The sequence below is a fragment of the Pseudomonas sp. NFACC02 genome, assembly GCF_900110765.1.
Taxonomy (GTDB): domain Bacteria; phylum Pseudomonadota; class Gammaproteobacteria; order Pseudomonadales; family Pseudomonadaceae; genus Aquipseudomonas.
Genome location: NZ_FOEO01000007.1, coordinates 174,697 through 195,715, shown reverse-complemented (window position 1 = coordinate 195,715; position 21,019 = coordinate 174,697). Strand labels below are relative to the sequence as shown.

Genomic DNA, 21,019 nt, shown 5'->3' with positions numbered 1-21,019 from the left:
AAGCTTGCTCGCGAATGCAAAGTGACAGCTGCCAAAAGTTAGGGCGGATGCACTGATTCTTCGCGAGCAAGCTCGCTCCCACAGGAAAAATCTATCAGTCAGATGACCTGCATTTTTCCAGACTCGAAGGTTCAAACCCCCGGTTTGCCGTCCAGTGGATCCAGTATCGCCATTTCTTCTTCGTCCAGACCTGCGCCCCCGCCAATTTCATCTTCGTCAACGACGCTCAAATCAAAGTCGGCCGGTCCGCCTTCTCCTCTTTCTTTCGCAGAACGCGCCCCGTCTTCGCCGATAAGGGTTTCCGGGCTCATGTCATCATCGGTCGGGTCGTGATCGTCAGTGGATGCGCCTGTCAGTCCCGCTTCGCGAACACGCTCGTCGGGAATGTAGGTTTCCAGCTCGTCCTCGGGGATCATGTCTCCAATACGTCCGCTGGGTTCGTTATTGTCATTGAAGTTGAGCTCTTCCATCGAGCCCATGCGGTCTTCATTGTCATCGATAGGTTCGGGCTGCGTAGCACCGTAAGGTCGGCGTGAATCGTTCATGGCAAATCCTCATTGTGTGCGGTCTTAGTTGGGTGGACCGAAGCGCGCTGTGAAGATTCCCTTCGGTTCTCGACCGGTAGGGGCAAAACGGCGTGACCTGAAGCGCCGAGGTCGAGTCATAGCTGAGCATCATTTTCGAGGCATCAACGCATGAACGAACTACAAGACTTGATCGACAACAACGAACGTTGGGCGGCTGCCATCAAGGAAGAGGACCCTGAGTTCTTCGCCAAGCTGGCTCGCCAGCAGACGCCGGAATACCTCTGGATCGGTTGTTCGGACGCTCGTGTTCCCGCCAATGAAATCGTGGGCATGCTGCCGGGCGATTTGTTCGTCCACCGCAATGTCGCGAACGTCGTGCTGCACACGGATCTGAATTGCCTGTCGGTGATCCAGTACGCGGTCGATGTGCTCAAGGTCAAACATATTCTGGTCACCGGTCACTATGGTTGTGGCGGCGTGCGCGCGTCCATGCAGGACCGCCAGTTCGGCCTGATCGACGGCTGGCTGCGGACCATTCGCGACTTGTATTACGAGAACCGCGAGCTGTTGAGCAAGCTGCCTACTGAGGAAGAGCAGGTCGACCGTTTGTGTGAGTTGAACGTGATTCAGCAGGTGGCCAACGTCGGCCACACCAGCATTGTTCAGAACGCCTGGCATCGCGGGCAGAAACTGTCGATCCATGGCTGCATCTATGGCATCAAGGACGGACGCTGGAAGAGCCTGAACGCGACGATCAGCGGTTTTGATCAGCTACCACCGCAGTACCGGTTGCGCCCGTTGGGCGAGTGAGGTCTGTTCAGCCGTATGGCTTGTCCGCGGCTTTGTTATCCGCCTCGGACAAGCGCTTATGCGGGCGTCAGGCCTTTGTTTTCAACGTCTCGGGCATCGGCTTGCGCAGTTGATCCAACTGTCGGCCCACGGATCCGGTCCGGCATTTCGCAGCCGCCTGATCAGGTGTCAGGTGACGGACGGACGTGTAAAACAGCTTGCAGGTGTCGACCTTATGGGTCACTTGCCAATGGGTCGTACACTGTTGCAGGACGGTCGCTGCATCCAGCCCTGACGTTTGGCCCATTCCCGCCTGCCAGCACGCCGCACTCAGGTCCTGCCCCATGACTTTGAGACCTGCTGCGTCGGCCTTGTCCTCATCACCGCCGTAATTGCTTTTGTCAGCCGCATACCAGATGTAGCTCGGATGGTTGGCGCCGATCACCGACACGCTCTGCCCGGCGGTCGGGCTGATTGTCGCCAGTCCCAGCACCGGTAAGTTGACGTTGTATTGCGCTTTTAACCAGTTCCGCACCGGCGCGCCGAACGCAACCATGGGCAGCGCTGTACCGCTCGCGCTTTGGCTCAGGTCCTTGACCATGGTGGTCTGATAGTCGTTGAAATAGCTGTAGACGCCTTCCAGGTCGCTGCCCGCGTTGGACGGTGCGGCAATCGGGGCAATGTCGATGATGGTTTGAAAGGCTGGCGTCTGGTCCGCGGGAATGCCGTTTTCGGTCAGTAGCGCGGCCCAACGGTCAGTCGTCGCCGAACGCAGGTAATCCTGAGCCTGAGTCAATGAGTAATCTGGCGGGAAGTGCAGCAACTCGACGCTCTTACGGTTTTCCAGCGCCATGCCCAGCGGCAGGAAGAGGTACCAGTTATAAGCGAACTTGCCGTCTGCGTTGAGTTTGCTCGCGCCTGTGTAAGCGAGGTCTCCGGCGTTCAGCAGGCTGATCAGCGGCTTGTCGTAGCCATCCGGCACGCCCGAAATCTTCGCATGCAACTGGGCGTTGTCGTCAGTCACGCTGACCCGAGCACCGGGGTAGCCGTCGCGCTGGACGCTCTGCGTCAGGTAATGCTCGACGGTTTGTTCGAGTGTCCAGTTACGAAAACAAATGACGTTGCAGTTGTTGGGATAGGCGAAGAGCCGGGTCACCCGTTCCTTGCTGCCCAGGCTGACATCGACGTCAGCGTGGGCGGTGAGGCTGAGCGCAAATGCGGTGAGGGCGACGCTCAATGCTGCGGTTTTTTTCATGCTCATGTCCTTGTTGGCGTGGCACCCGTCTGTGCGGATGTGTCTCAATGATGAAACATCTGGACACGACACGAAATACATAAACCTCAATTTCGTGAGGTGGCTTAAGACGGGGTGAGTGCGGCGCGGAGCAAGGCCTCAAAGCACGAATCGTTGCACCATGGTGTTGAGCTCGGCGGCGAGCATTGCCAGTGCATGACTGGCCACGGTTGTCTGCTGCGCGCCGGAGGCTGACTGAGTCGACAGATCACGGATGCTGCTCAGGTTGCGATCCACTTCGTTGGCGACCGCTGCCTGCTGCTCGGCGGCGCTGGCGATCAGGACGTTGCGCTCACTGATGGTCGACGTCGAACTGATGATCACGGTCAACGCCTGACTGGTGGCCGCTGCCTGCTCCAGCGTCTGGCTGGCCTGTGAGGCTGTGACGCGTAGAGTCTCGGCGGTTTCCTGAGTGCTTTTTTGAACATCGTTGATCAGGCTTTCGATCTCGGTAGTCGAGGCGCTGGTGCGTTGTGCCAGTGATCGCACTTCGTCCGCCACGACCGCGAAACCGCGACCTGCTTCACCCGCTCGCGCGGCCTCGATGGCGGCGTTCAATGCCAGCAGATTGGTCTGATTGGCAATGGCGCGTATGACTTCAAGGATCTTGCTGATGCTCAACGTACGCTCGGCAAGGCCATCGGCCTGATGCGAGGAGTCGAGGACGTTCTCGGTCAGTTCCTTGATCGAGCCGATCGTGCCGGTCAGACGCGAGTGTCCTTCGGCGGCGGCTTCGTTCGAGGCCTTGGATTCGTTCGACGTGTTGCTGGCGTTATCGGCGACTTCTACGGCCGCCTGGCTCATCTGATTGACCGCCACGGCCGCCTGCTCGATTTCATCGTTCTGCAGTTGCAGGTTTTTCGCGCTCGCGTCGGCAATGGCGCCCATTTCCTGTACCGACTGACTCAGTTGGTTGGCTGCGGCGTAAATCTGATCGATGGTGCCGTGCAGGTTGCTGCGCATCTGGCCGAGCATCTTCAACAGTTGGGCGGTTTCGTCCTTGCCTTCCGGAATCGGCTGCGGACTCAGGTTGCCCTCTGCAATGGTGCTGGCGATCTGCAGGGATTGGCGCAGAGGGCGGATGATGCTCACACTCAGGCGCCAGGCCAGCAACACCGTCAGCACCAGCGCGACAACGATGGCGCTGACCGCGATGATGCGCGTCTGATGAAAACGCGCTCCGCCCGCATCAACGGCTGCGGCGGCGCTTTGCTTGTTCAGCTCTCGCAGCAACTGAACCTGCATGTCCATCAAGTCGCCCTGCATGCTCAGGGTGGTGTTGAGCAGCATGCGCGCGTCTTCGAGCTTGCGCTGCTCGATCAGGCCAATTTCGTCATGCAGCCCCGGCATGAACGCCGCGTAAGCTTCCTGCAGCGCCGTGATGGAGTCGCGTTCGGTGCTGTCCGTGGCATGAGCCAGGTAGTCGCTGAAGCTTTTTTCGACCTCGTTCTTCAACTGCTCGATGTTGATCTTGCTGGTCACCACCGCACTGGGATCGTCCGCATTGGCGATCAGGCGCGCGCTCTCCCCACGCAGTTTGATCAGATCGATGGCAATGGCATCCGCCATGGCAATACTTGGCAGCGAACCACTTTCCACCGCCTCTCCCTGGTCGCGGATGTTTTGCATTTGCAGCAGACAAAATACACCGAGCGCCACCAGCAGTAAGACCGTCACGCTAAAACACAGCACCAACCGCTGAGCAATCCGGAAGCGCCGCAAGAAAGCCGGTCTGGAAGATGGACGGAATAAACCACGGAAAAACCTTTTCACAGCAACCAGTCCCATCGAATACATCGGAGACTCGGTTATAGAGACGTTCCGTGATGTCTTTGTGACATCGGAGGAGAAATGTTTCAGATTTGTTTTGATTTGACGGCAAACCGATGAACGGTCGTTATCGAGGTAAGCAGAAGCTCTGGATCGGTCGTTTCAGCTGGGTATGTGGGACTTGTCGCCAGGCCACTCAGCTACCGATCTCGTCCATGAACTCCTGCAAAAAACGCTGCGCGCGTTCGTGCCGCAGCTTTGCCATCTGTCTGCCTGTTGGCGTCTGAAAACCATCTGCCAAGGTGAAGATCTTGGTGGTGAAGTGATCGACGGCGAAGCGTTTATCGTCCAGCTCGCGATGTTGAGCCTGGGGATCATGGGCGTCGTAGAGCTGGCTGCCCATTCGCCCGGACACGTAGAACAGACGGGCGACGCCGACCATGCCGATGGCATCGAGGCGGTCTGCGTCCTGGAGAATTTTTGCTTCCATGGAGAGCGGCGTAATGTTCGCTGAGTAACTGTGCGATTCGATGGCGTGGGCTACGGCTTTCGTGCGTTCTTCCTCCCAGCCCATTTCTGCCAGCAGCTCGGTGGCCTTCGCAGCCGCCAGGCGCGAGGCGCTGGCGCGAAAAGGTGAGTTTTTTTCCACAGCCACGCAGTCGTGAAGCAGGGTCGCCGCCAACAGCAACTGGTGGTCGCCGCCTTCCTTGTCGCGAATCGCGCAGACATTGCTCCAGACCCGATGCAAGTGGGAAACATCGTGGGAACCATCGGCCTTCTCGGCCACGGTGTGGGGGATCAGCTTGTCGGCGAGGTCCTGAAACGGCGCGAAGGAGAGGGCAGTCATCAATGGTCCTTTCAATGCGGGCGGGCGATGGGGCTCAGAATACAGGGATTGACCTGCCAGACCGCCCTTGGTTCGTCAGGGCTGCGCGCGCATGATCGCGAAGTTGCTCCATGACTGAGTCACCGGCATCAATTCAAGGCTGTTGATGTTGATGTGAGCGGGGGTATTCATGATCCAGAAGATGGTCTCGGCAATGTCTGCGGGCTGAATCGGATTCGCGCCAGCGTATACGGCGTCGTACTTGTTCCGGTCGCCCGCGAAGCGCACCAGTGAAAACTCGCTTTCACACAGGCCGGGTTCAATGTTTGAAACCCGCACGCCTGTGCCTTGCAGGTCGCAACGCAAGTTCAGCGAGAACTGCCGCACGAACGCTTTGGTAGCCCCATAAACGTGACTGCCGGGATACGGCCAGTTACCGGCGATGGAGCCCAGATTGACGATACTGGCGCCGGTGCCATGAGCGATCAGGCGCGGCAGCAGAAGGCGAGTGGTATAGACGAGCCCTTTGACGTTGGTGTCGATCATGGTGTCCCAATCGTCCAGATCGCATTCCTGTGCCGGGCTTGTCCCTAAGGCCAAACCTGCGTTGTTGATCAGGCCACGCAAGCGGCTGAACTCTTGCGGGAGCGACTCTATCGCAGCGTGCACAGCCTTACGATCGCGAACATCGAGCACCAGAGGCAGTACGCTGGTGTGTGCGGACAGTTCGTCGGCGAGGGCTTGCAGCCTGTCTTCGCGCCGGCCGGTCAGCACCAGGGACCAGCCGGCAGCGGCGAAGCGGCGTGCGCAGGCTTCACCGAAGCCTGAGGTGGCGCCGGTGATAAACAGTGTTGATGTCATCAGGGTTTCCTTTGTGTCAGGACCATGCACGGCCCAGCAGGCCAAAGCCTGCCAGCGCCAGCAACAGCCATTGAGTGAAACGCGAAGCGTGGTCGGCACTGACGCGCACGAACAGCTGCTGGCCAGCCCAGAGGCCGGCCAATAAGGCTGGAATCAGATAGAGCACATGCTCGGCGGTTTTATCCGGGATCGCATTCGCAAAGCTCAGACCAGCCAGCGCTGCCAGATCCACGACGAAGAAAAACAGAATCAGTGTGGCGCGCAACGCAACAGCTTTCAGCCCGCTGTGGCTAAGCCAGGCGACGACCAGAGGGCCGCCGATGGAGAATGCTGCAATCAGAGCGCCGCTGCATCCTCCAACTATCCAACCACCCAATTGGCCTTTGCCCATCGGCAGCGTGATGCGTGCCAAGCCGAGCAACGCCAGTAGACCCACAAGTACATAGACACCAACGTTCAACCAGTCGCTATCCAGGCCGGTCAACAGCCAGATGCCGCAAGGCACGCCTAACGCTGCCGCGATCAATAATCGTCTGAGCTGTGGGTAGTCGGAGTGAGGCAATGCGCCGCGAAGCAGCATCAGACTTGATGCCACTTCAAGGCACAGAACGATCGGCACCGCCTCGTTCAGCGGCCCCAGCATTGCGAGGCCGACCACCGCAATGGCTGCGAAACCAAAACCGGTCAAGCCGCGGATCACGGCGGCGATCAGCACACAAATTATGGTCAGGATGAAGTTCAGTTCAGGACTCAAGGCAGGTCTTCCCCCACAGAATTCGGCCACTCTAATAAGAACGCTGCGAAGGGCTTTAGATCCAGACAGGCAATTGGTTGGTGCCAGTTTATTCGCCGGTTCGCCGTATAAGCGCCACGCAGCGAGATCCTTCGCTGGCTCCATCGAAACCCTCATCTGGATCTAAGCCTGAGGGCGTGCCGTGGATAGGCTGACGACCATTGGCCCTCACCGTGTACGCCTTCAGGAGTTAACCTCATGGCAACGAACCTCGATCATCAATGGATGCCTTTTACCGATAACCGCGAGTTCCAGCGTGCACCGCAGATGTTCGTGCGGGCTGAAGGTCTGCGTTACTGGACCGAGGACGGCCGCGAGTTGCTGGACGGAAGTTCGGGCCTTTTTTGCAGTGCCGCCGGGCATGGTCGTCCGGAAATTGCCGAAGCGGTGGCGAAGCAGTTGATGACGCTGGATTTCACCCCGCATTTTCAGCGGGCTTCGCCGCTCTCATTTGAGCTGGCCGAGCGCTTGAGCGAGTTGCTCCCCGAGGGACTGAACAAACTGTTCTTCACCAATTCAGGGTCCGAGTCAGTGGACAGTGCAATGAAGATGGCTCTGGCCTATCACCGTGCATGTGGGGAAGGGCAGCGCACGCGATTCGTATCCCGTGAGTGGGCCTATCATGGCGTCAATTTCGGTGGTGTGGCGTTGTCAGGGATGATGCGCAATCGTCAGGCTTTCGCGGCAGGCGGTCTTCCACTCGTCAGCCACATGCGTCACACCTGGCAGGAAGAACAGCGTTATCAGCTGGGTGAGCCAAACGGCAGTATCGATCTGGCGAGCGACTTGGAACGCATCATCGCGACCCATGGCGCAGATAGCATTGCGGCCTGTTTCGTCGAGCCGATTGCCGGGTCTATCGGCGTCTACGTGCCCCCTGCGGGCTACCTCAAACGCCTGCGTGAGATATGCGACAAGCACGGCATTCTGCTGGTGTTCGACGAAGTCATCACCGGGCTAGGGCGCACGGGCAAACCATTTGCAGCGCAAAGCTTCGATGTCAAACCGGACATCATCACCATGGCCAAGGCGCTGACCAACGGGGCAATTCCCATGGGCGCGGTGGCAGTGGATCAGAGGATTTTCGACACAGTGGTCGGTGCCAGCAAAGGCAATGGTCCCGAGTTTTTCCACGGTTACACCTATTCGGGGCATCCGGTGGCGTGCGCCGCAGCGTTAGCCTCTCTGGACATCTACCGTCGCGACGACTTGTTCGCCAAAGGCGCGCAGCTGTCGCCATATTTCCTCGAATGCCTGAGCGGTTTGCGCGGTTTGCCACAGGTCAGCGATTTGCGCGGTTATGGCATGCTCAGTGGTATTCAGCTCACACCGGGCCAGGCACCGGGCGCCAAGGGTGGGCTGGTGCAGAGGGCGCTGTATGACGCTGGTCTGCATGTGAAGACCACCAGTGACGCGGTTATCTTCGCCCCGGCCCTGGTGGCTGCGCGTCAGGACGTCGATTCGATGATGGATATCCTCAAGGATGTGCTTGGGCGGGATCAGCTCTGACTCGCCACGGCTCTCGGTCGAGCTAATTCCCTGTAGCAGTCCGGCTCGCCGGCGGTAGCGGCCTCATTACGCCACCGCCGGCAAGCCGTGCTGCTACCAAGGCTGATGTGATCATAGAGCTTCCCCCTGTTTTGCGGCTTGCCGCATCTCCTCCCACGCCAGTGCCAGTGCAACGATCCCCGGTTCAATCAGTTCCTGCGCAATGGCTCCAAAGCCCAGCCGGAAGTGATATTGCGGTCGTTCAGTTCCCAGAAAATGGATGTCCCCAGGCTCGATCAGCACTCCACGCCTGGCTACCAGTCGCTGGAGCACCCACGCGTCAATCTCCGGAGGGCAGGTGACCCACAAGGACGACCCTCCCGCCATCCCGCTCACGCGCACATCAGGCAGGTGTAGGGCGAGCGCGCGGCTGATCAGCTTCCACTTGCATGCCAGGCGATCGCGCAGGCGCCGCGCATGGGCGTCGTAGTGGCCCATCGACAAGAACAGCGCCAGGGTGCGTTGGTTGTTCGAGGGCGGGTGGCGATAGATGTAGCGACGCAATGCCCGTAGTGCGTGAATCAACTCCGGATCGGCAGCGATGAACCCCAGGCGCACGCCGGGCAGCAGTGTCTTGGTCAGGCTTCCGAGATAGATCACTCGGCCACTGTCATCGAAGCTTTTCAGCGCGGGATGGTTGCTGCCCAGATAGTTCTGTTCGCTCTCGTAGTCGTCCTCGATCACCAGAAAATCCTGCTCGCGAGCGCGGGCCAGCAGTTCGAGACGACGATACAGCGGCATAGTCACGCCTGTAGGTGATTGATGACTGGGTGTGCAGAACAGCATTTCGCAGCCCTCCAGCTGCTGATCCACGACCAGTCCCTGGCTGTCCAGACGCAACGGTTTCAGCTCGCATCCGGTCAGGGTGAAGATGTTCCGGGCGTCGACGTAACCGGGCTCCTCAAGACCCATGACAAGTCCGGGATGCCCTAATAGTTGCGCAAGCATATACAGCGAATTCTGCGTGCCGATCGTCACCAGAATTTCCTCGGGCCCAGCCTTGATGCCACGCTTTGGCAAAACCCGTTGGATGATCTGTTCCACCAGCAGTGGATCGTCCAGCGTCACCTGATCATCGACCCAGCGGCGCATGTGGGCACCGGTCGATGCGATGCGCGCGCAATCACGCCAGCGTGCAGCGGTCTGTTCATCAGCCTCGATCTGCCCGTAGATAAAAGGATAACGGTACTCGCGCCAATTGCGTGGTTTGACAATGGCGCGCATCTGCGACGATTCGGTCTGCAGGCGACGCTCCCAGTCGGGGGCATGGTCGGGGCGTTCGAACAGTTTCTGGCTGGAAGGCCGCAGGCTGACATTGAGCTGCTGGCGCAGGAATTTCTCGTTGATGAAATAACCGCGTCTGTCCGATGGGGTCAGGTAACCGTCCTGAACCAACTGTTCATAGACCAGCACCACCGTGTTACGCGACACCTTCAACAACTCGCTCAGTTTGCGAGAAGACGGCATGGCCTCGTTCGGTGGAATGGCCCCATCGAGAATCGCGTTGAGCAGACGCTCGCGCAATTGCTCCTGCAATCCCCGACCTGTTTCGAACGGATGAAGATAACGCTCCAACATGGTACCGACTCCCCGGCAGCCGCACCCTTATGGCGCGGTCTCAGTGCTGTAGGCCGCGTAGCACAAGGGCTGTAAAAAGCGCTGGCACCACAGGCTGTAGCAACTGGATCTAAAGCAAGCTTCGGACCGGCACTAAGATCGCATGGACTTCAAAAAACGCCTCCCACTCTGGAGTTCCACCATGCTCAAGCCTTTGCACAAATGGATTCGCCGCTCTGTCCTGTTGCCGCTCACAGCGTTGACGCTGGGGCTTGCGGCGACCGCCCACGCTGAAACCGTGACCATCGGCGTACAGAGCATGTTCGCGCCTTGGAAAAACGCCATCGCTCAAAAGGAATTCGAGAAGGCGACAGGCTGGGACATCAAATGGCGCAGCTTTGACAGTGGCGGTGATGTCATGACGGCCATGGCCTCTGGTGATGTGCAGATCGGCGTTGCCGGCAGCAGCCCGATTGCAGCGGCGGTCAGCCGTGGTGTTGAGGCGCAGCTGTTCTGGATTCTCGACAATATCGCCAGCGCCGAAGCGCTGGTGGTGCGCAACGGTAGCGGCATCGTCGCGCCACAGGATCTGGCGGGTAAAACCCTTGCTGTGCCGTTCGTATCCACAACGCATTTCCATGCCCTGTTCGCCCTTGAGCAGTTTGGCCTGACCGGTAAGGTCAAAGTCATCAACCTGAATCCTTCGGACATTCCTGCGGCGTGGGAGCGCGGCGACATTGACGCTGCGTTTATCTGGGACCCAGCGTTGGGCCGCCTCAAACAAAGCGGTCACGTGCTGCTGACATCCGGTGAGTTGACCAACTGGGGCAAGGCCACCTTCGACGGCATCGTGGTCGATAAGAAATTTGCAGCGGGCAACGCCGATGGCATGAAGGCGTTCACCAAGGTTCTGCAAACCAGCACCGACGATTACGTGAAGGCACCGGACACCTGGACCGCCAGCTCGCCGCAGGTCATCAACGTCGCCAGACAATCCGGTGCCAAGCCGGATGAAGTACCCCCTGTACTGGCGCTGTACCAGTTCCCTCTGGCAGCCGAGCAGGCCAGCAACAAATGGCTTGGCGCAGGTAAGGATGGCGGCGCTGCCAAGGCGCTCGCGGCGACGGCCGTGTTCCTCAAGGACCAGAAGAAAGTCCCGGCCGTGCTGCCCGACTACAGCGTGGCCATCAACCCGAGCTTCGTTCAGGCGGCCGAATAAAGCGGCGCAAACCGTGCATCGTTCCGCGTAATCGAAGGGACGATGCTCACCCCACACAGGACTCTCAAAAGGAAAGCGCTATGGCCCTTAGCCTCAAGATTCATGACGTTTCGGTGCTTTATCCTGGACAGCAGAAAGGTCAGCAGGTCAGCGCGCTGTCCGGGGTCAACCTGGACATCTCCGCCGGTGATTTCGTTGTCGCGCTTGGGGCTTCAGGATGCGGCAAAACCACACTCCTCAATCTCATGGCGGGGTTCATCCAGCCGAGCAGTGGAGTGATCACCCTTGGAGATTTTCAGGGGCAGGTCCCTCAGGAGGTCAGCCGTGGCGCCGAATTGCGTGATCAAGTCACAGGGCCCGGAGCCGAGCGTGGCGTGGTGTTCCAGAAGCACGCGCTGCTGCCGTGGCTCAACGTGCTCGACAACGTTGCTTTTGGCCTCAAGCTTCGCGGCATCCCGAAAGCCGAGCGCGAGCAGCGGGCAATGCATTTTCTTGAGCTGACCGGGCTGGCGGACTTTTGTGAACACGCGATCTATCACCTGTCCGGGGGGATGCAGCAGCGTGTAGGTATAGCCCGCGCGCTGACAAACGATCCGAAGATGCTATTGCTCGACGAGCCTTTGGGCGCGCTCGATGCGTTGACCCGCGAGCGCCTTCAGGAGTTGATCCTCGGCATTTGGCAAAGCACACGCAAGATGATGTTCTTCATTACCCACGATGTCGAAGAAGCGCTGTTCATGGCCACCCGGCTGATCATCATGTCGCCACGCCCTGGCCGTATCACTCACGAATTTCCCGTCGACTTCGGCAAGCGTTTTCTCGCATGTCGCGACGCGCGCGCGGTCAAATCCAGCCCGGATTTCATTGCGCTGCGCGAACAGATCCTGGGCATCATTCACGGTGATGAGGAGGCCGCATGAGCCTGTTCGACGAGAAGCAGCGCCGCGCCGTCATGCGCACATTCAACGAACTGCGTCGGGCCGCGCCAGCGAAGCCCGGCGAGCAATATGGCGCGCCTGGCAATGGTTCCAGCGTAACGCTGAGCCTGGTGACCATCGTTGCCCTGTTCGCGCTCTGGTGCGCCGCCACTAACGGCGGCTGGGTCAAGCCTCTGTTCCTGCCCTCACCTCAAGCGGTGTGGATGCAACTGGTGGATGTATCGCAGGAGGGTTTCGCCGACCAGACCCTGCTCGCGCATATCGGCTGGAGCGCATTGCGGGTGTTCGGAGCGTTTGTGCTGGCTGTGCTGACGGCCATCCCGGTGGGCATCATGATGGGCGTCAACCGTGTGGCTCGGGGCATATTCGACCCGCTGGTGGAGTTTTATCGTCCGTTGCCGCCGTTGGCGTATCTGCCGTTGGTGGTGATCTGGATGGGCATTGGAGAAGGCTCGAAAATCCTGCTGATCTACCTCGCGATGTTCGCTCCGCTGGCGCTGAGTGCGAGGGCTGGCGTGAAGTCCGTTGCCATCGAGCAGATTCATGCTGCGTACTCGATGGGGGCAAGTCGTGGGCAGGTGCTGCGCGACGTGATCATGCCTGCGGCGTTGCCGGAGGTGCTGACGGGTATGCGCATCGCCATCGGTTTCGGCTGGACGACATTGGTCGCCGCTGAGATGGTCGCTGCCACTGCTGGCCTGGGTTTCATGGTCCTGACCGCGTCCAAATTCATGGCTACCGACGTCGTGATCATGGGCATTCTGGTGATCGGTGCCATGGCCTTGCTGTTCGACCTGGGAATGCGCTGGCTGGAACGCAAGCTGGTGCCGTGGAAAGGCAAAGTGTGAGCCTTTGTCAGGCTGCTTTGGCCGTCCGGCTTGCCGGGGGGGGGCGCGATATCGAACACGCCGGCGCCGGCAAGCCGTGCTGCTACAAAATCGCGGTGAATCAAAGGTGTGTCGGCCTTGGAAAATTCCGCCGTTCGTCTTGCGGATGGGCTGCACTCCTGTAGCAGTTTAGCTTGCCGGCGGCAGCCGTTTCTGAGTCGACTCGACGGTGCGGCCCATCAAGGCCGCAGCGGCAAGGCGGTTTTGTAACGCACCTGTTTGAGCGAAAGGCTTGAGCGGATCTTCTCCACCTCCGGCATCGGTGACAGGCGTTCGATGATGAAATGTTCGAGGGCCTGCATGTCGGCCATGACCACGCGCAGCAAGTAGTCTGCGTCGCCGGTCATCAAATAGCACTCCATTACCTCTTCGCACTCGCACACCCGACGCTCGAAATTCTGCAGCGCTTCGCGGCTTTGTTCCTTCAGGCTGATGGAAATGAACACGTTCAGCCGCAGTCCCAGATGTTCCGGGGCCAGTAGCGCAACGTATTCTCGGATGCAGCCGGAGGCTTCCAGCGCTTTGACGCGTGCCAGGCAGGGTGAGGGGGAAAGGTGCACGCGTTTGGCGAGTTCGACGTTGGACAGGCTGCTGTCTCGTTGCAGCTCACGAAGGATTTTCAGGTCAATGCTGTCGAAGTTCATCGTGCTTCAATTTACCTTTTCTGAGGCGTTTTATGCCGCCAGTTGGCGATTCTGGTGCGCAGATCGGTCATTAAATCTGCGCGCTGAAGCATAGACTTTTCCTTAAATAGCCGGAGGTGTCTATGAGCCATTTCGATTCCAGTATTTCCGCAGCCGAGACTGCGCGAAGCCATCACGATCAGTTGGAAATGAGCGAGTGGCAGGAAGCGCTGACGTCGCTTGTGGATAACGCGGGACCGGAGCGCGCGCGCGAAATTCTCGACAGGTTGGCAGAGTTGGCGCGTGATCCGAAAATCGGCTGGCACCCTGCACTTGGCACGCCGTACATCAATACGGTTGGTGTGGTCCAGCAACCGGCGTTTCCGGGCGATCTGGCCATTGAGGAGCGTCTGGCGTCATTGATGCGCTGGAACGCCCTTGCCATGGTCGTGCGCGCCAACCAGGCGTATGGCGAACTGGGCGGACACATTGCCAGTTACGCCAGCGCCGCCGATCTGTTCGAAGTGGGCTTCAACCATTTCTTCCGTGCCAAAGGCGATCACCATGGCGGCGACCTCGTGTTTTATCAGCCGCATTCGGCGCCGGGCATCTATGCGCGGGCGTTTCTCGAAGGGCGCTTGAGTGAAGAGGATCTGGCGCATTATCGGCAGGAGATCGGAGCATTGAAAGCGGGCGCTCGCGGCCTCTCAAGTTATCCACACCCTTGGTTGATGCCCGATTTCTGGCAGTTCCCTACCGGCTCCATGGGCATTGGCCCGATCAGCTCGATTTATCAAGCCCGGTTTATGCGCTATCTGCAGCACCGCGGGTTGCAGGACACATCGACCCGGCACGTCTGGGGGGTGTTCGGCGACGGTGAGATGGATGAGCCGGAAAGCATGTCGGCGCTGACCCTGGCGGCGCGTGAAGGGCTCGACAATCTGACGTGGGTGGTTAATTGCAACCTGCAGCGTCTGGACGGGCCGGTGCGCGGCAACGGTCGGATCATCGATGAGCTGGAGGCCTTGTTCGGCGGGGCGGGCTGGAACGTGATCAAGCTGGTCTGGGGTTCTGACTGGGACGCCCTGTTTGCCCAGGATCACGACGGCTCCCTGGTCCGCGCGCTGTCTCAGACCGTTGATGGGCAGTTCCAGACGTTCGCGGCCAAGGACGGTGGCTATAACCGCGAGCATTTCTTCGGTCAGAACGAGGCGTTGCGCAAGCTGGCTGTAGGCCTGACCGATCCGCAGATCGATCGGCTCAAGCGTGGTGGCCATGACCTGGTGAAAATCTTTGCGGCGTACAACGCGGCTACTCGGCACAAAGGCCGTCCTACCGTGATCCTGGCGCAGACCAAAAAGGGGTTCGGCATGGGAGAAGCCGGACAAGGCAAGATGACCACGCACCAGCAGAAAAAACTGGATCGCGAGGCGCTGATCAACTTCCGTGATCGCTTCAATTTGCCGCTGACCGACGATCAGGCCGTGAACCTGAGTTTTATCAAACCGCAGGCCCACAGCGCAGAAATGCGGTATCTACAACAGCGTCGTCAAACCTTGGGCGGGGCGATGCCGAGCCGTGGCAGTGTCGCGTCCAGCATCGCGGTGCCGCCTCGGGAATCCTGGGCAAGCTTCGCTACACAGGCGGACGGTAAGGAGATGTCGACCACGATGGCGTTCGTGCGGATGCTCGGCAACCTGCTCAAGGACAAACAGCTCGGCCCGCGCGTGGTGCCCATCGTGGCGGACGAGGCACGCACGTTCGGCATGGCGAATCTGTTCAAACAGATCGGGATTTACTCCAGCGTCGGCCAGCGTTACGAGCCTGAGGACATCGGGTCGATTCTGAGTTATCGCGAGGCCACGAACGGCCAGATTCTGGAAGAGGGGATCAGTGAGGCCGGGGCGATCAGTTCGTGGGTGGCGGCAGCCACCAGTTACTCCGCTCATGGCCTGCGCATGCTGCCATTTTATATCTATTACTCGATGTTCGGCTTTCAGCGTGTCGGCGATCTGATCTGGGCTGCTGCCGATCAGCGCGCGCGCGGATTCTTGCTGGGCGCCACGGCAGGCCGTACCACCTTGGGCGGTGAAGGCTTGCAGCATCAGGACGGCTCCAGTCACGTCATGGCCTCCACCGTGCCGAATTGCCGTGCTTACGATCCGGCGTTTGCCAGCGAGTTTGCAGTCATTCTCGATTACGGCATGCGGCAGATGCTTGAGCACGATGTCGATGAGTTCTACTACGTGACGCTGATGAACGAAAACTATGCGCATCCTTCGCTTGTGGAAGGGGTTGAGTCGTCAATCATTCGGGGCATGTACCGGCTCGGTCACCAGTTTTCTGACGACGCCAGAGGCAAAGTGCGCTTGATGGGGTCGGGCACGATTCTGCGTGAGGTAATCGCAGCCTCTGAATTACTGGCGCGAGACTGGCAGATCGACAGCGAAATCTGGAGTGTCACCAGCTTCACCGAGCTGGCGCGAGAGTCGCGTGAAGTCGAGCGCTGGAACCGGCTGCATCCACGAGACGAAAAGCGCGTCAGTCATCTGGACGCATGCCTGCCGAAAGGCGCGCCTGTCATTGCTGCCACGGACTATGTGCGAGCGCTGCCGCAGCTGATCGGGTCTTACTTGACGAGTGACTACACAGCGTTGGGTACCGATGGTTTTGGTCGTAGCGACACCCGTGCGCGGTTGCGGGATTTCTTCGAGGTCGACCGGTATCACATTGTGCTCGCGGCCGTGACGGCGTTGGTGGGTGAGGGAACGTTGGTGGCGGATGTTGCCGCTCAAGTGATCGAGAAATACGGGATTGAGGCTGACAGCGAAGCGTCCTGGACGTGCTGACTTTTCGCGGAACAACCTGTGGGAGATTCTATGTTTGGGGGTTGCCCCCCAAACATAGAATCTCCCACAGTTAAAGTTTGCGCCGTTACAGACAGGGATGATCATTTCGGTTCAGTGATGGAGCGATCATCCGGACATTACTGCCCTTTCATCGCCGCCGTCATTTTGTCCACGTTGTAGCGAAACATCTTCACGTAGGTGGGGGCCGGGCCGTCGGCAGGCGACAACGACTCCACATAGAGTTCACCGCCCGGGTGCGCGCCGCTGGCTTTGGCGATCTGTTGCACCAGGCGCGGGTCGCTGGAGTTTTCGAAGAAGTAAGCGCTGACGTGCTCCTGCTTGATCTGGTTGATCAACTTGCCGACATCAGCGGCCGACGCTTCGGTTTCCGTCGAAAAGCCCAGCGGCGACAGGAAGGTCACGCCGTAGGCATCGCCGAAATAGCCGAACGCATCGTGGGAGGTCAACACCTTGCGCTGCGCGACCGGGATCGCATTGATCTGCGCCCGTGCGTAGGCGTCCATGTCCTGCAACTGGGCGATGTATTTGTCGCCGTTTGCCTTGTAGTCAGCCGCATTGTCCGGGTCGGCTTTCTGCAGCGCCTTGATGATATTCCTGACGTAGACGATGCCATTCACTGCGCTGTTCCAGGCATGTGGGTCAGTGATCTTCTTCCCATCTTCTTCCATGCTGCGGGTCATGATTCCGTTGGAGAGCACCACTGGCTCGCCTTTATAACCGGATGCCTTGATCAGCCGGTCCAGCCAGCCTTCCAGGTGCAGACCGCTGACGAATACCACGTCTGCTTTTTTCAAGGCCTGCGCATCATTGGGCGTCGGCTCATAGACATGTGGATCGCCATTGGGCCCGATCAGCGAGGTGACGTGGACGTGATCGCCGCCCACGTTGTGCACCATGTCGGCGATGACCGTGAACGATGCGACGGTTTCCAAGGTTTTTGCCTGGGCGAAGTTGGCCAGGCCCGACAACGCCAGTGCGGCGGTCAGAAGCGTCAAACGTTTCATATGATTTCCTTGCGTTGAGAGAACAATCAGCCGGACAGGTGAACCCTCGGGAACAGACGGCGCAGAAAACCGCTGCGCCCGAAGAACAGTGAGAACAGGTAGAAGGCGCTGGCGGTCAGGACGATGGCCGGACCCGACGCCACGCTGGCGTGATAGGAGACGATCAAGCCGATAAAGCCCGACAGCGTGGCAACGACAGTGGAGATCACGATCATGCCGGTCAGCGAACTTGACCAGAAACGCGCAACGGTCGCAGGCAGCATCATCATGCCGACGGCCATCAGCGTGCCGAGTGCCTGGAAGCCGGCCACCAGATTAAGCACCACCAACAGCAGAAACAGCACGTGATACAGCGAACCGCGACCGCCAACGGCCCGTAGAAAACCAGGGTCGAAGCATTCCAGGATCAGTGGTCGATAGATCAGGGCGAGCAGCACCAGCGTGAAGGAAGCAATGCCGCCGACCATGAAGATGGCCTGATTGTCGATGGCCAGAATGGTGCCGAACAGCACGTGCAGCAGGTCGACGTTGGAACCGTGAAGCGAGACGATCAGCACGCCGGCTGCCAGTGATGTCAGGTAGAAACTGGCGAAGCTGGCGTCCTCGCGCAGGGTGGTGAAGCGACTGACAAGGCCGGACAACAGGGCGACGGCAAGCCCGGCGATCAATCCGCCAAAACCCATCGCCGGTAACGACAACCCGGCAAACAGGAAACCCACCGCCGCGCCGGGCAGAACGGCATGGCTCATGGCGTCACCCACCAGACTCATGCGCCGCAGCATCAACAGCACGCCGACCGGACCTGAGCCAATACCCAATGCCAGGCAGGCCACCAAGGCACGGCGCATGAAGCCGAAATCGACGAAAGGCTGAATCAGCAGGTTATAAAGCGTCACAGCGCCTCCTCCTGATCGACTTCACACACTTGCGCGTCAGGGCTCCAGTGCTCGGCCATGTTCTTGGCGCGACGCAAGTTATCGGCATGGAGGATGTCTGCCGTGTTGCCCCATGCGATCGTTTCGCGAGCCAGCAGCAATGTGCTTGGGAAATGCTGGCGGACTTGTTCGATGTCATGCAGTACCGCGATCACGGTACGGCCCTGACCGTGCCAGGTGCTGATCAGCTTGAGCAGGTCGCGCGTGGTGCGGGCGTCGATGGCCGTGAAGGGCTCGTCCAGCAGGATCACCGAAGCATCCTGCAGCAACAGCCGGGCGAACAACACTCGTTGAAATTGCCCTGATGACAACGAACTGATGCTGCGGGCTTCAAAACCTTCCAGGCCGACCGCTTTCAACGCGTCCTGTGCCTGTTCGGCATGCTTGCGCGTTGCGCCGCGAAATGCGCCGATGCTGCGCCAGGCCCCCATCATCACGGTGTCCGCCACGCTCAGCGGAAAGCTGCGATCGATCTCGGCGGCTTGTGGCAGATAGCCGATGTGTCGGGTCGCCAGGTTGCCACGGTCCACCCGCCCCATGGCGGGTTTCAAGGTGCCTGCAATCGCCTTGATCAAGGTCGACTTGCCCGCGCCATTGGGCCCTACGATCGCCGTGAGGCTGCCGGCGGCGAATCGTCCACTCACGTGATGCACCGCCGGGCGGCGTTCGTACGTCACCGTGAGGTCGTGCAGATCAATCGCCGCGCTCATGGAATCGCCACCGCCCACGCAATGCCGATCCATAACAGCGCAAGCAAGATCAATGAAACCAGCACGCGCTTGCCTGCGGACTGAGCGAGCGCGGATGTCGCGATATTCGGGGAGCGTCGAAGAGCAGGTTTCACGGAAAGGTGCCTGAAATGTTTTGTTATAGTATTACATCACTATTTTCAGGCGAGAGGAAAGAGGTATTTTGGAGCGATTCAGGAACGCGACAGTTTGGGAGGGCGTTGGAAATGACGTGCTTCCATCGCGAAAAAACCTGTAATTTCCTGGTCAGCTTCATTTCTTATCTTCAGGAACACTCCCATGACCGCCGCTCATCGACGTCCCGTCCCTCTCGCCAAGTGCTATCGCCTGCTCAATCACGGTCCGACCGTTCTGGTGAGCGCTGCGCACAACGGTCAACGCAACATCATGGCGGCGGCATGGGCGATGCCGCTGGATTTTCAGCCGCCAAAGGTCACGGTGGTGCTGGATAAGTCAGTATGGACCCGGCAACTGGCAGAGGGCTCGGGGACATTCGTGATTAACGTGCCGACGATCAGTCAGTTGGATATCGTAGAAACTGTCGGTTCGACGTCGGGGCTGGAAATCTCTCAGGAAGACGGCCTCGACAAGTTCAAGGCGTATGGTCTGCAGACCTTTACGGGTGACGTTGTTGACGCTCCGCTGCTGGAAGGCTGCGCGGCGTGGCTGGAATGCCGATTGATGCCTGAGCCAAACAACCAGAATCAGTACGACCTGTTTATCGGCGAGGTGGTGGCGGCCTGGGCGGACGAGCGTGTGTTCTCCGACGGCCATTGGCATTTCGAAGGCCATGATGAGCTTCGCACGTTGCACCACGTGGCGGGCGGACACTTCCTGGTGATTGGCGATGAAGTCGTCGGCAAGGTGCTGGAGCGCTCCGATCATTGATGTTGTGCCGGACGTCCGAACGGCTCAGTCGGCATTGGAAGGCATCAGGCGCGCATCTTGCAAAGCGTGCCTGCGTCAGCCAGTCCCGGCGCGCCGCTCAGTCCTTGACCGGTAGCTTGCCGGCGCTGGCAGTTCCGAGAACGCCAGCGCCGGCAAGCCGGATACTGCAGGCAGGTGTCCAACCGTTTGTTACTGCTGAACCGCGCTGAACCCATCAAATGCTGTCTGTTGCTGAATCGCGCTGACGATGTTCTTGCGCGTCGCCGGTTGTTGATTACCGTCCCGGTCCACGAACACCTCGCTCTGCAGCTCGGCATCGTCGCCTTCACCGACAAAGGTGAAGCCGAGGAATTCGAAGGCTTGTCGGTCAACGTTGGCTTTCGAGCGCGGGGTCCGCAGGGGCAGGGTGACGCTGGCGCCGTCCTTGCTGATAACGAATACCTCGGCCTCTTTCTTCGCGCGTGCGGCTTTGCTCTTGCCACCAGTCGGATTGCTCACCGCCTGGTGCGTCTGGTTCAGGACCTTCAGCGCCAGGCTGTAGACCAGTTCCTGAAAGCTGGGGTCGTTCTTGTAGCTGGACAGAATCCGGCTGATCGGAAATTTCGAACTGAGGTCTTCCAGCGCGGCCATGTCGGCGGCTTCTGCATCCTTGAGCTGTTTGAGTTGCCCCATCAGCTCGTAGGCCTGGTCATCATCGAAGCGGTCATGGGCCTGACGGATCGCAACGCGAAGCTCTCGAATCTGATCGCTTTCCTTGGCGCTCTGGAAGGCATCGAGGACCATTTCGCTGATGGTCTTGGCCTGCGGCACATGCTGGGAAAGATTGATGGCGTCTTCGTAGGCCTGTTTGGAAGAGAGCACAGGCGCTGCTACGTCGGTATGGGAATCAGACATTGAACATCCATTACTTCATTAACGGGGTTTGATCGCGAAACGCACTG

Annotated in this window: 19 protein-coding genes; 7 read left to right on the top strand and 12 right to left on the bottom strand. The window is 59.3% G+C overall.

The features are described from left to right. Positions 1–131 precede the first annotated feature (131 nt). Entirely contained in the window at positions 132–545 is a 414-nt protein-coding gene (locus BMY73_RS09290; RefSeq protein WP_062387122.1) for a hypothetical protein, read from the bottom strand. A gap of 150 nt (positions 546–695) precedes the next feature. Between BMY73_RS09290 and can the strand changes: the two genes are divergently transcribed. Beyond that, complete coding sequence (can, locus tag BMY73_RS09285; protein WP_062387120.1) at positions 696–1,337, top strand: carbonate dehydratase; 642 nt, start codon at positions 696–698, stop codon at positions 1,335–1,337. A 67-nt stretch (positions 1,338–1,404) separates the two neighbouring features. Here the strand turns inward: can and BMY73_RS09280 are convergent, their stop codons facing one another. From BMY73_RS09280 to BMY73_RS09260, 5 genes are all read right to left on the bottom strand, one after another. Continuing rightward, on the bottom strand, positions 1,405–2,571 hold the full coding sequence (locus BMY73_RS09280; protein WP_092406592.1) for a hypothetical protein: 1,167 nt from the start codon (positions 2,569–2,571) through the stop codon (positions 1,405–1,407). A 138-nt stretch (positions 2,572–2,709) separates the two neighbouring features. Further along, complete coding sequence (locus BMY73_RS09275) at positions 2,710–4,332, bottom strand: methyl-accepting chemotaxis protein (RefSeq protein WP_256571154.1); 1,623 nt, start codon at positions 4,330–4,332, stop codon at positions 2,710–2,712. Between the two features lie 244 nt (positions 4,333–4,576). After that, positions 4,577–5,227, bottom strand: a complete 651-nt coding sequence (locus BMY73_RS09270) for an HD domain-containing protein (RefSeq protein WP_092406590.1) — start codon at positions 5,225–5,227, stop codon at positions 4,577–4,579. A 75-nt stretch (positions 5,228–5,302) separates the two neighbouring features. Continuing rightward, positions 5,303–6,067, bottom strand: coding sequence for an SDR family oxidoreductase (locus tag BMY73_RS09265; protein WP_062387110.1), 765 nt, complete (start codon positions 6,065–6,067; stop codon positions 5,303–5,305). A 16-nt stretch (positions 6,068–6,083) separates the two neighbouring features. Then, on the bottom strand, positions 6,084–6,965 hold the full coding sequence (locus BMY73_RS09260; protein WP_256571153.1) for a sulfite exporter TauE/SafE family protein: 882 nt from the start codon (positions 6,963–6,965) through the stop codon (positions 6,084–6,086). Between the two features lie 93 nt (positions 6,966–7,058). Here BMY73_RS09260 and BMY73_RS09255 point away from each other — a divergent pair, with 93 nt between their 5' ends. After that, positions 7,059–8,369 carry an omega-aminotransferase AptA gene (locus BMY73_RS09255; protein WP_092406586.1) on the top strand — a complete coding sequence of 437 codons (1,311 nt, stop codon included), beginning with the start codon at positions 7,059–7,061 and terminating at the stop codon, positions 8,367–8,369. Between the two features lie 111 nt (positions 8,370–8,480). Here the strand turns inward: BMY73_RS09255 and BMY73_RS09250 are convergent, their stop codons facing one another. Then, positions 8,481–9,986 carry a MocR-like pyridoxine biosynthesis transcription factor PdxR gene (locus tag BMY73_RS09250; RefSeq protein WP_062387102.1) on the bottom strand — a complete coding sequence of 502 codons (1,506 nt, stop codon included), beginning with the start codon at positions 9,984–9,986 and terminating at the stop codon, positions 8,481–8,483. 181 nt (positions 9,987–10,167) lie between these two features. Here BMY73_RS09250 and tauA point away from each other — a divergent pair, with 181 nt between their 5' ends. The 3 genes from tauA to BMY73_RS09235 all read left to right on the top strand — a co-directional run bounded on the left by tauA (position 10,168) and on the right by BMY73_RS09235 (position 12,970). Then, entirely contained in the window at positions 10,168–11,184 is a 1,017-nt protein-coding gene (tauA, locus tag BMY73_RS09245; protein WP_062387100.1) for a taurine ABC transporter substrate-binding protein, read from the top strand. Between the two features lie 80 nt (positions 11,185–11,264). Next, a complete protein-coding gene (locus BMY73_RS09240; RefSeq protein WP_062387097.1) occupies positions 11,265–12,104 on the top strand; it encodes a taurine ABC transporter ATP-binding protein in 840 nt (279 codons plus the stop codon). Between the two features lie 32 nt (positions 12,105–12,136). Beyond that, positions 12,137–12,970 (top strand): ABC transporter permease subunit, encoded by an 834-nt coding sequence (locus BMY73_RS09235; RefSeq protein ID WP_371914961.1) that lies wholly within the window; start codon positions 12,137–12,139, stop codon positions 12,968–12,970. Between the two features lie 218 nt (positions 12,971–13,188). Here BMY73_RS09235 and BMY73_RS09230 read toward each other — a convergent pair whose 3' ends face one another. After that, entirely contained in the window at positions 13,189–13,653 is a 465-nt protein-coding gene (locus BMY73_RS09230) for an Lrp/AsnC family transcriptional regulator (protein ID WP_074759287.1), read from the bottom strand. A gap of 122 nt (positions 13,654–13,775) precedes the next feature. Here BMY73_RS09230 and mdeB point away from each other — a divergent pair, with 122 nt between their 5' ends. Then, positions 13,776–16,481 carry an alpha-ketoglutarate dehydrogenase gene (gene mdeB / locus BMY73_RS09225; protein WP_092406582.1) on the top strand — a complete coding sequence of 902 codons (2,706 nt, stop codon included), beginning with the start codon at positions 13,776–13,778 and terminating at the stop codon, positions 16,479–16,481. A 137-nt stretch (positions 16,482–16,618) separates the two neighbouring features. Here the strand turns inward: mdeB and BMY73_RS09220 are convergent, their stop codons facing one another. Genes BMY73_RS09220 through aztA form a run of 3 tightly spaced genes read right to left on the bottom strand, consistent with a single transcriptional unit; the run spans position 16,619 to position 19,151 of the window. Next, entirely contained in the window at positions 16,619–17,506 is an 888-nt protein-coding gene (locus BMY73_RS09220; RefSeq protein ID WP_062387085.1) for a metal ABC transporter substrate-binding protein, read from the bottom strand. 26 nt (positions 17,507–17,532) lie between these two features. Next, on the bottom strand, positions 17,533–18,402 hold the full coding sequence (locus BMY73_RS09215; protein ID WP_062387082.1) for a metal ABC transporter permease: 870 nt from the start codon (positions 18,400–18,402) through the stop codon (positions 17,533–17,535). Then, positions 18,399–19,151: a zinc ABC transporter ATP-binding protein AztA gene (gene aztA, locus BMY73_RS09210; protein ID WP_062387135.1), complete on the bottom strand. Its 753-nt coding sequence runs from the start codon at positions 19,149–19,151 to the stop codon at positions 18,399–18,401. Before aztA ends, BMY73_RS09215 begins: the two co-directional genes overlap by 4 nt. Before the next feature lie 318 nt (positions 19,152–19,469). Here aztA and BMY73_RS09205 point away from each other — a divergent pair, with 318 nt between their 5' ends. Beyond that, complete coding sequence (locus tag BMY73_RS09205; protein WP_092406580.1) at positions 19,470–20,078, top strand: flavin reductase family protein; 609 nt, start codon at positions 19,470–19,472, stop codon at positions 20,076–20,078. A gap of 189 nt (positions 20,079–20,267) precedes the next feature. On the opposite strand, the gene BMY73_RS09200 is transcribed toward BMY73_RS09205, so the two are convergent. After that, complete coding sequence (locus tag BMY73_RS09200) at positions 20,268–20,972, bottom strand: hypothetical protein (RefSeq protein WP_092406578.1); 705 nt, start codon at positions 20,970–20,972, stop codon at positions 20,268–20,270. Between the last annotated feature and the right edge of the window lie 47 nt (positions 20,973–21,019).

What these genes read in the sequence shown, in the direction of transcription:
- BMY73_RS09250 (WP_062387102.1), bottom strand. Translation starts at nt 9,986, where the DNA reads ATGTTGGAGCGTTATCTTCATCCGTTCGAAACAGGTCGGGGATTGCAG.
- BMY73_RS09255 (WP_092406586.1), top strand. Translation starts at nt 7,059, where the DNA reads ATGGCAACGAACCTCGATCATCAATGGATGCCTTTTACCGATAACCGC.
- BMY73_RS09235 (WP_371914961.1), top strand. Translation starts at nt 12,137, where the DNA reads ATGCGCACATTCAACGAACTGCGTCGGGCCGCGCCAGCGAAGCCCGGC.
- BMY73_RS09270 (WP_092406590.1), bottom strand. Translation starts at nt 5,227, where the DNA reads ATGACTGCCCTCTCCTTCGCGCCGTTTCAGGACCTCGCCGACAAGCTG.
- BMY73_RS09280 (WP_092406592.1), bottom strand. Translation starts at nt 2,571, where the DNA reads ATGAAAAAAACCGCAGCATTGAGCGTCGCCCTCACCGCATTTGCGCTC.
- BMY73_RS09290 (WP_062387122.1), bottom strand. Translation starts at nt 545, where the DNA reads ATGAACGATTCACGCCGACCTTACGGTGCTACGCAGCCCGAACCTATC.
- tauA (WP_062387100.1), top strand. Translation starts at nt 10,168, where the DNA reads ATGCTCAAGCCTTTGCACAAATGGATTCGCCGCTCTGTCCTGTTGCCG.
- BMY73_RS09240 (WP_062387097.1), top strand. Translation starts at nt 11,265, where the DNA reads ATGGCCCTTAGCCTCAAGATTCATGACGTTTCGGTGCTTTATCCTGGA.
- BMY73_RS09200 (WP_092406578.1), bottom strand. Translation starts at nt 20,972, where the DNA reads ATGTCTGATTCCCATACCGACGTAGCAGCGCCTGTGCTCTCTTCCAAA.
- can (WP_062387120.1), top strand. Translation starts at nt 696, where the DNA reads ATGAACGAACTACAAGACTTGATCGACAACAACGAACGTTGGGCGGCT.
- BMY73_RS09205 (WP_092406580.1), top strand. Translation starts at nt 19,470, where the DNA reads ATGACCGCCGCTCATCGACGTCCCGTCCCTCTCGCCAAGTGCTATCGC.
- mdeB (WP_092406582.1), top strand. Translation starts at nt 13,776, where the DNA reads ATGAGCCATTTCGATTCCAGTATTTCCGCAGCCGAGACTGCGCGAAGC.
- BMY73_RS09260 (WP_256571153.1), bottom strand. Translation starts at nt 6,965, where the DNA reads ATGGAGCCAGCGAAGGATCTCGCTGCGTGGCGCTTATACGGCGAACCG.
- aztA (WP_062387135.1), bottom strand. Translation starts at nt 19,151, where the DNA reads ATGAGCGCGGCGATTGATCTGCACGACCTCACGGTGACGTACGAACGC.
- BMY73_RS09220 (WP_062387085.1), bottom strand. Translation starts at nt 17,506, where the DNA reads ATGAAACGTTTGACGCTTCTGACCGCCGCACTGGCGTTGTCGGGCCTG.
- BMY73_RS09230 (WP_074759287.1), bottom strand. Translation starts at nt 13,653, where the DNA reads ATGAACTTCGACAGCATTGACCTGAAAATCCTTCGTGAGCTGCAACGA.
- BMY73_RS09265 (WP_062387110.1), bottom strand. Translation starts at nt 6,067, where the DNA reads ATGACATCAACACTGTTTATCACCGGCGCCACCTCAGGCTTCGGTGAA.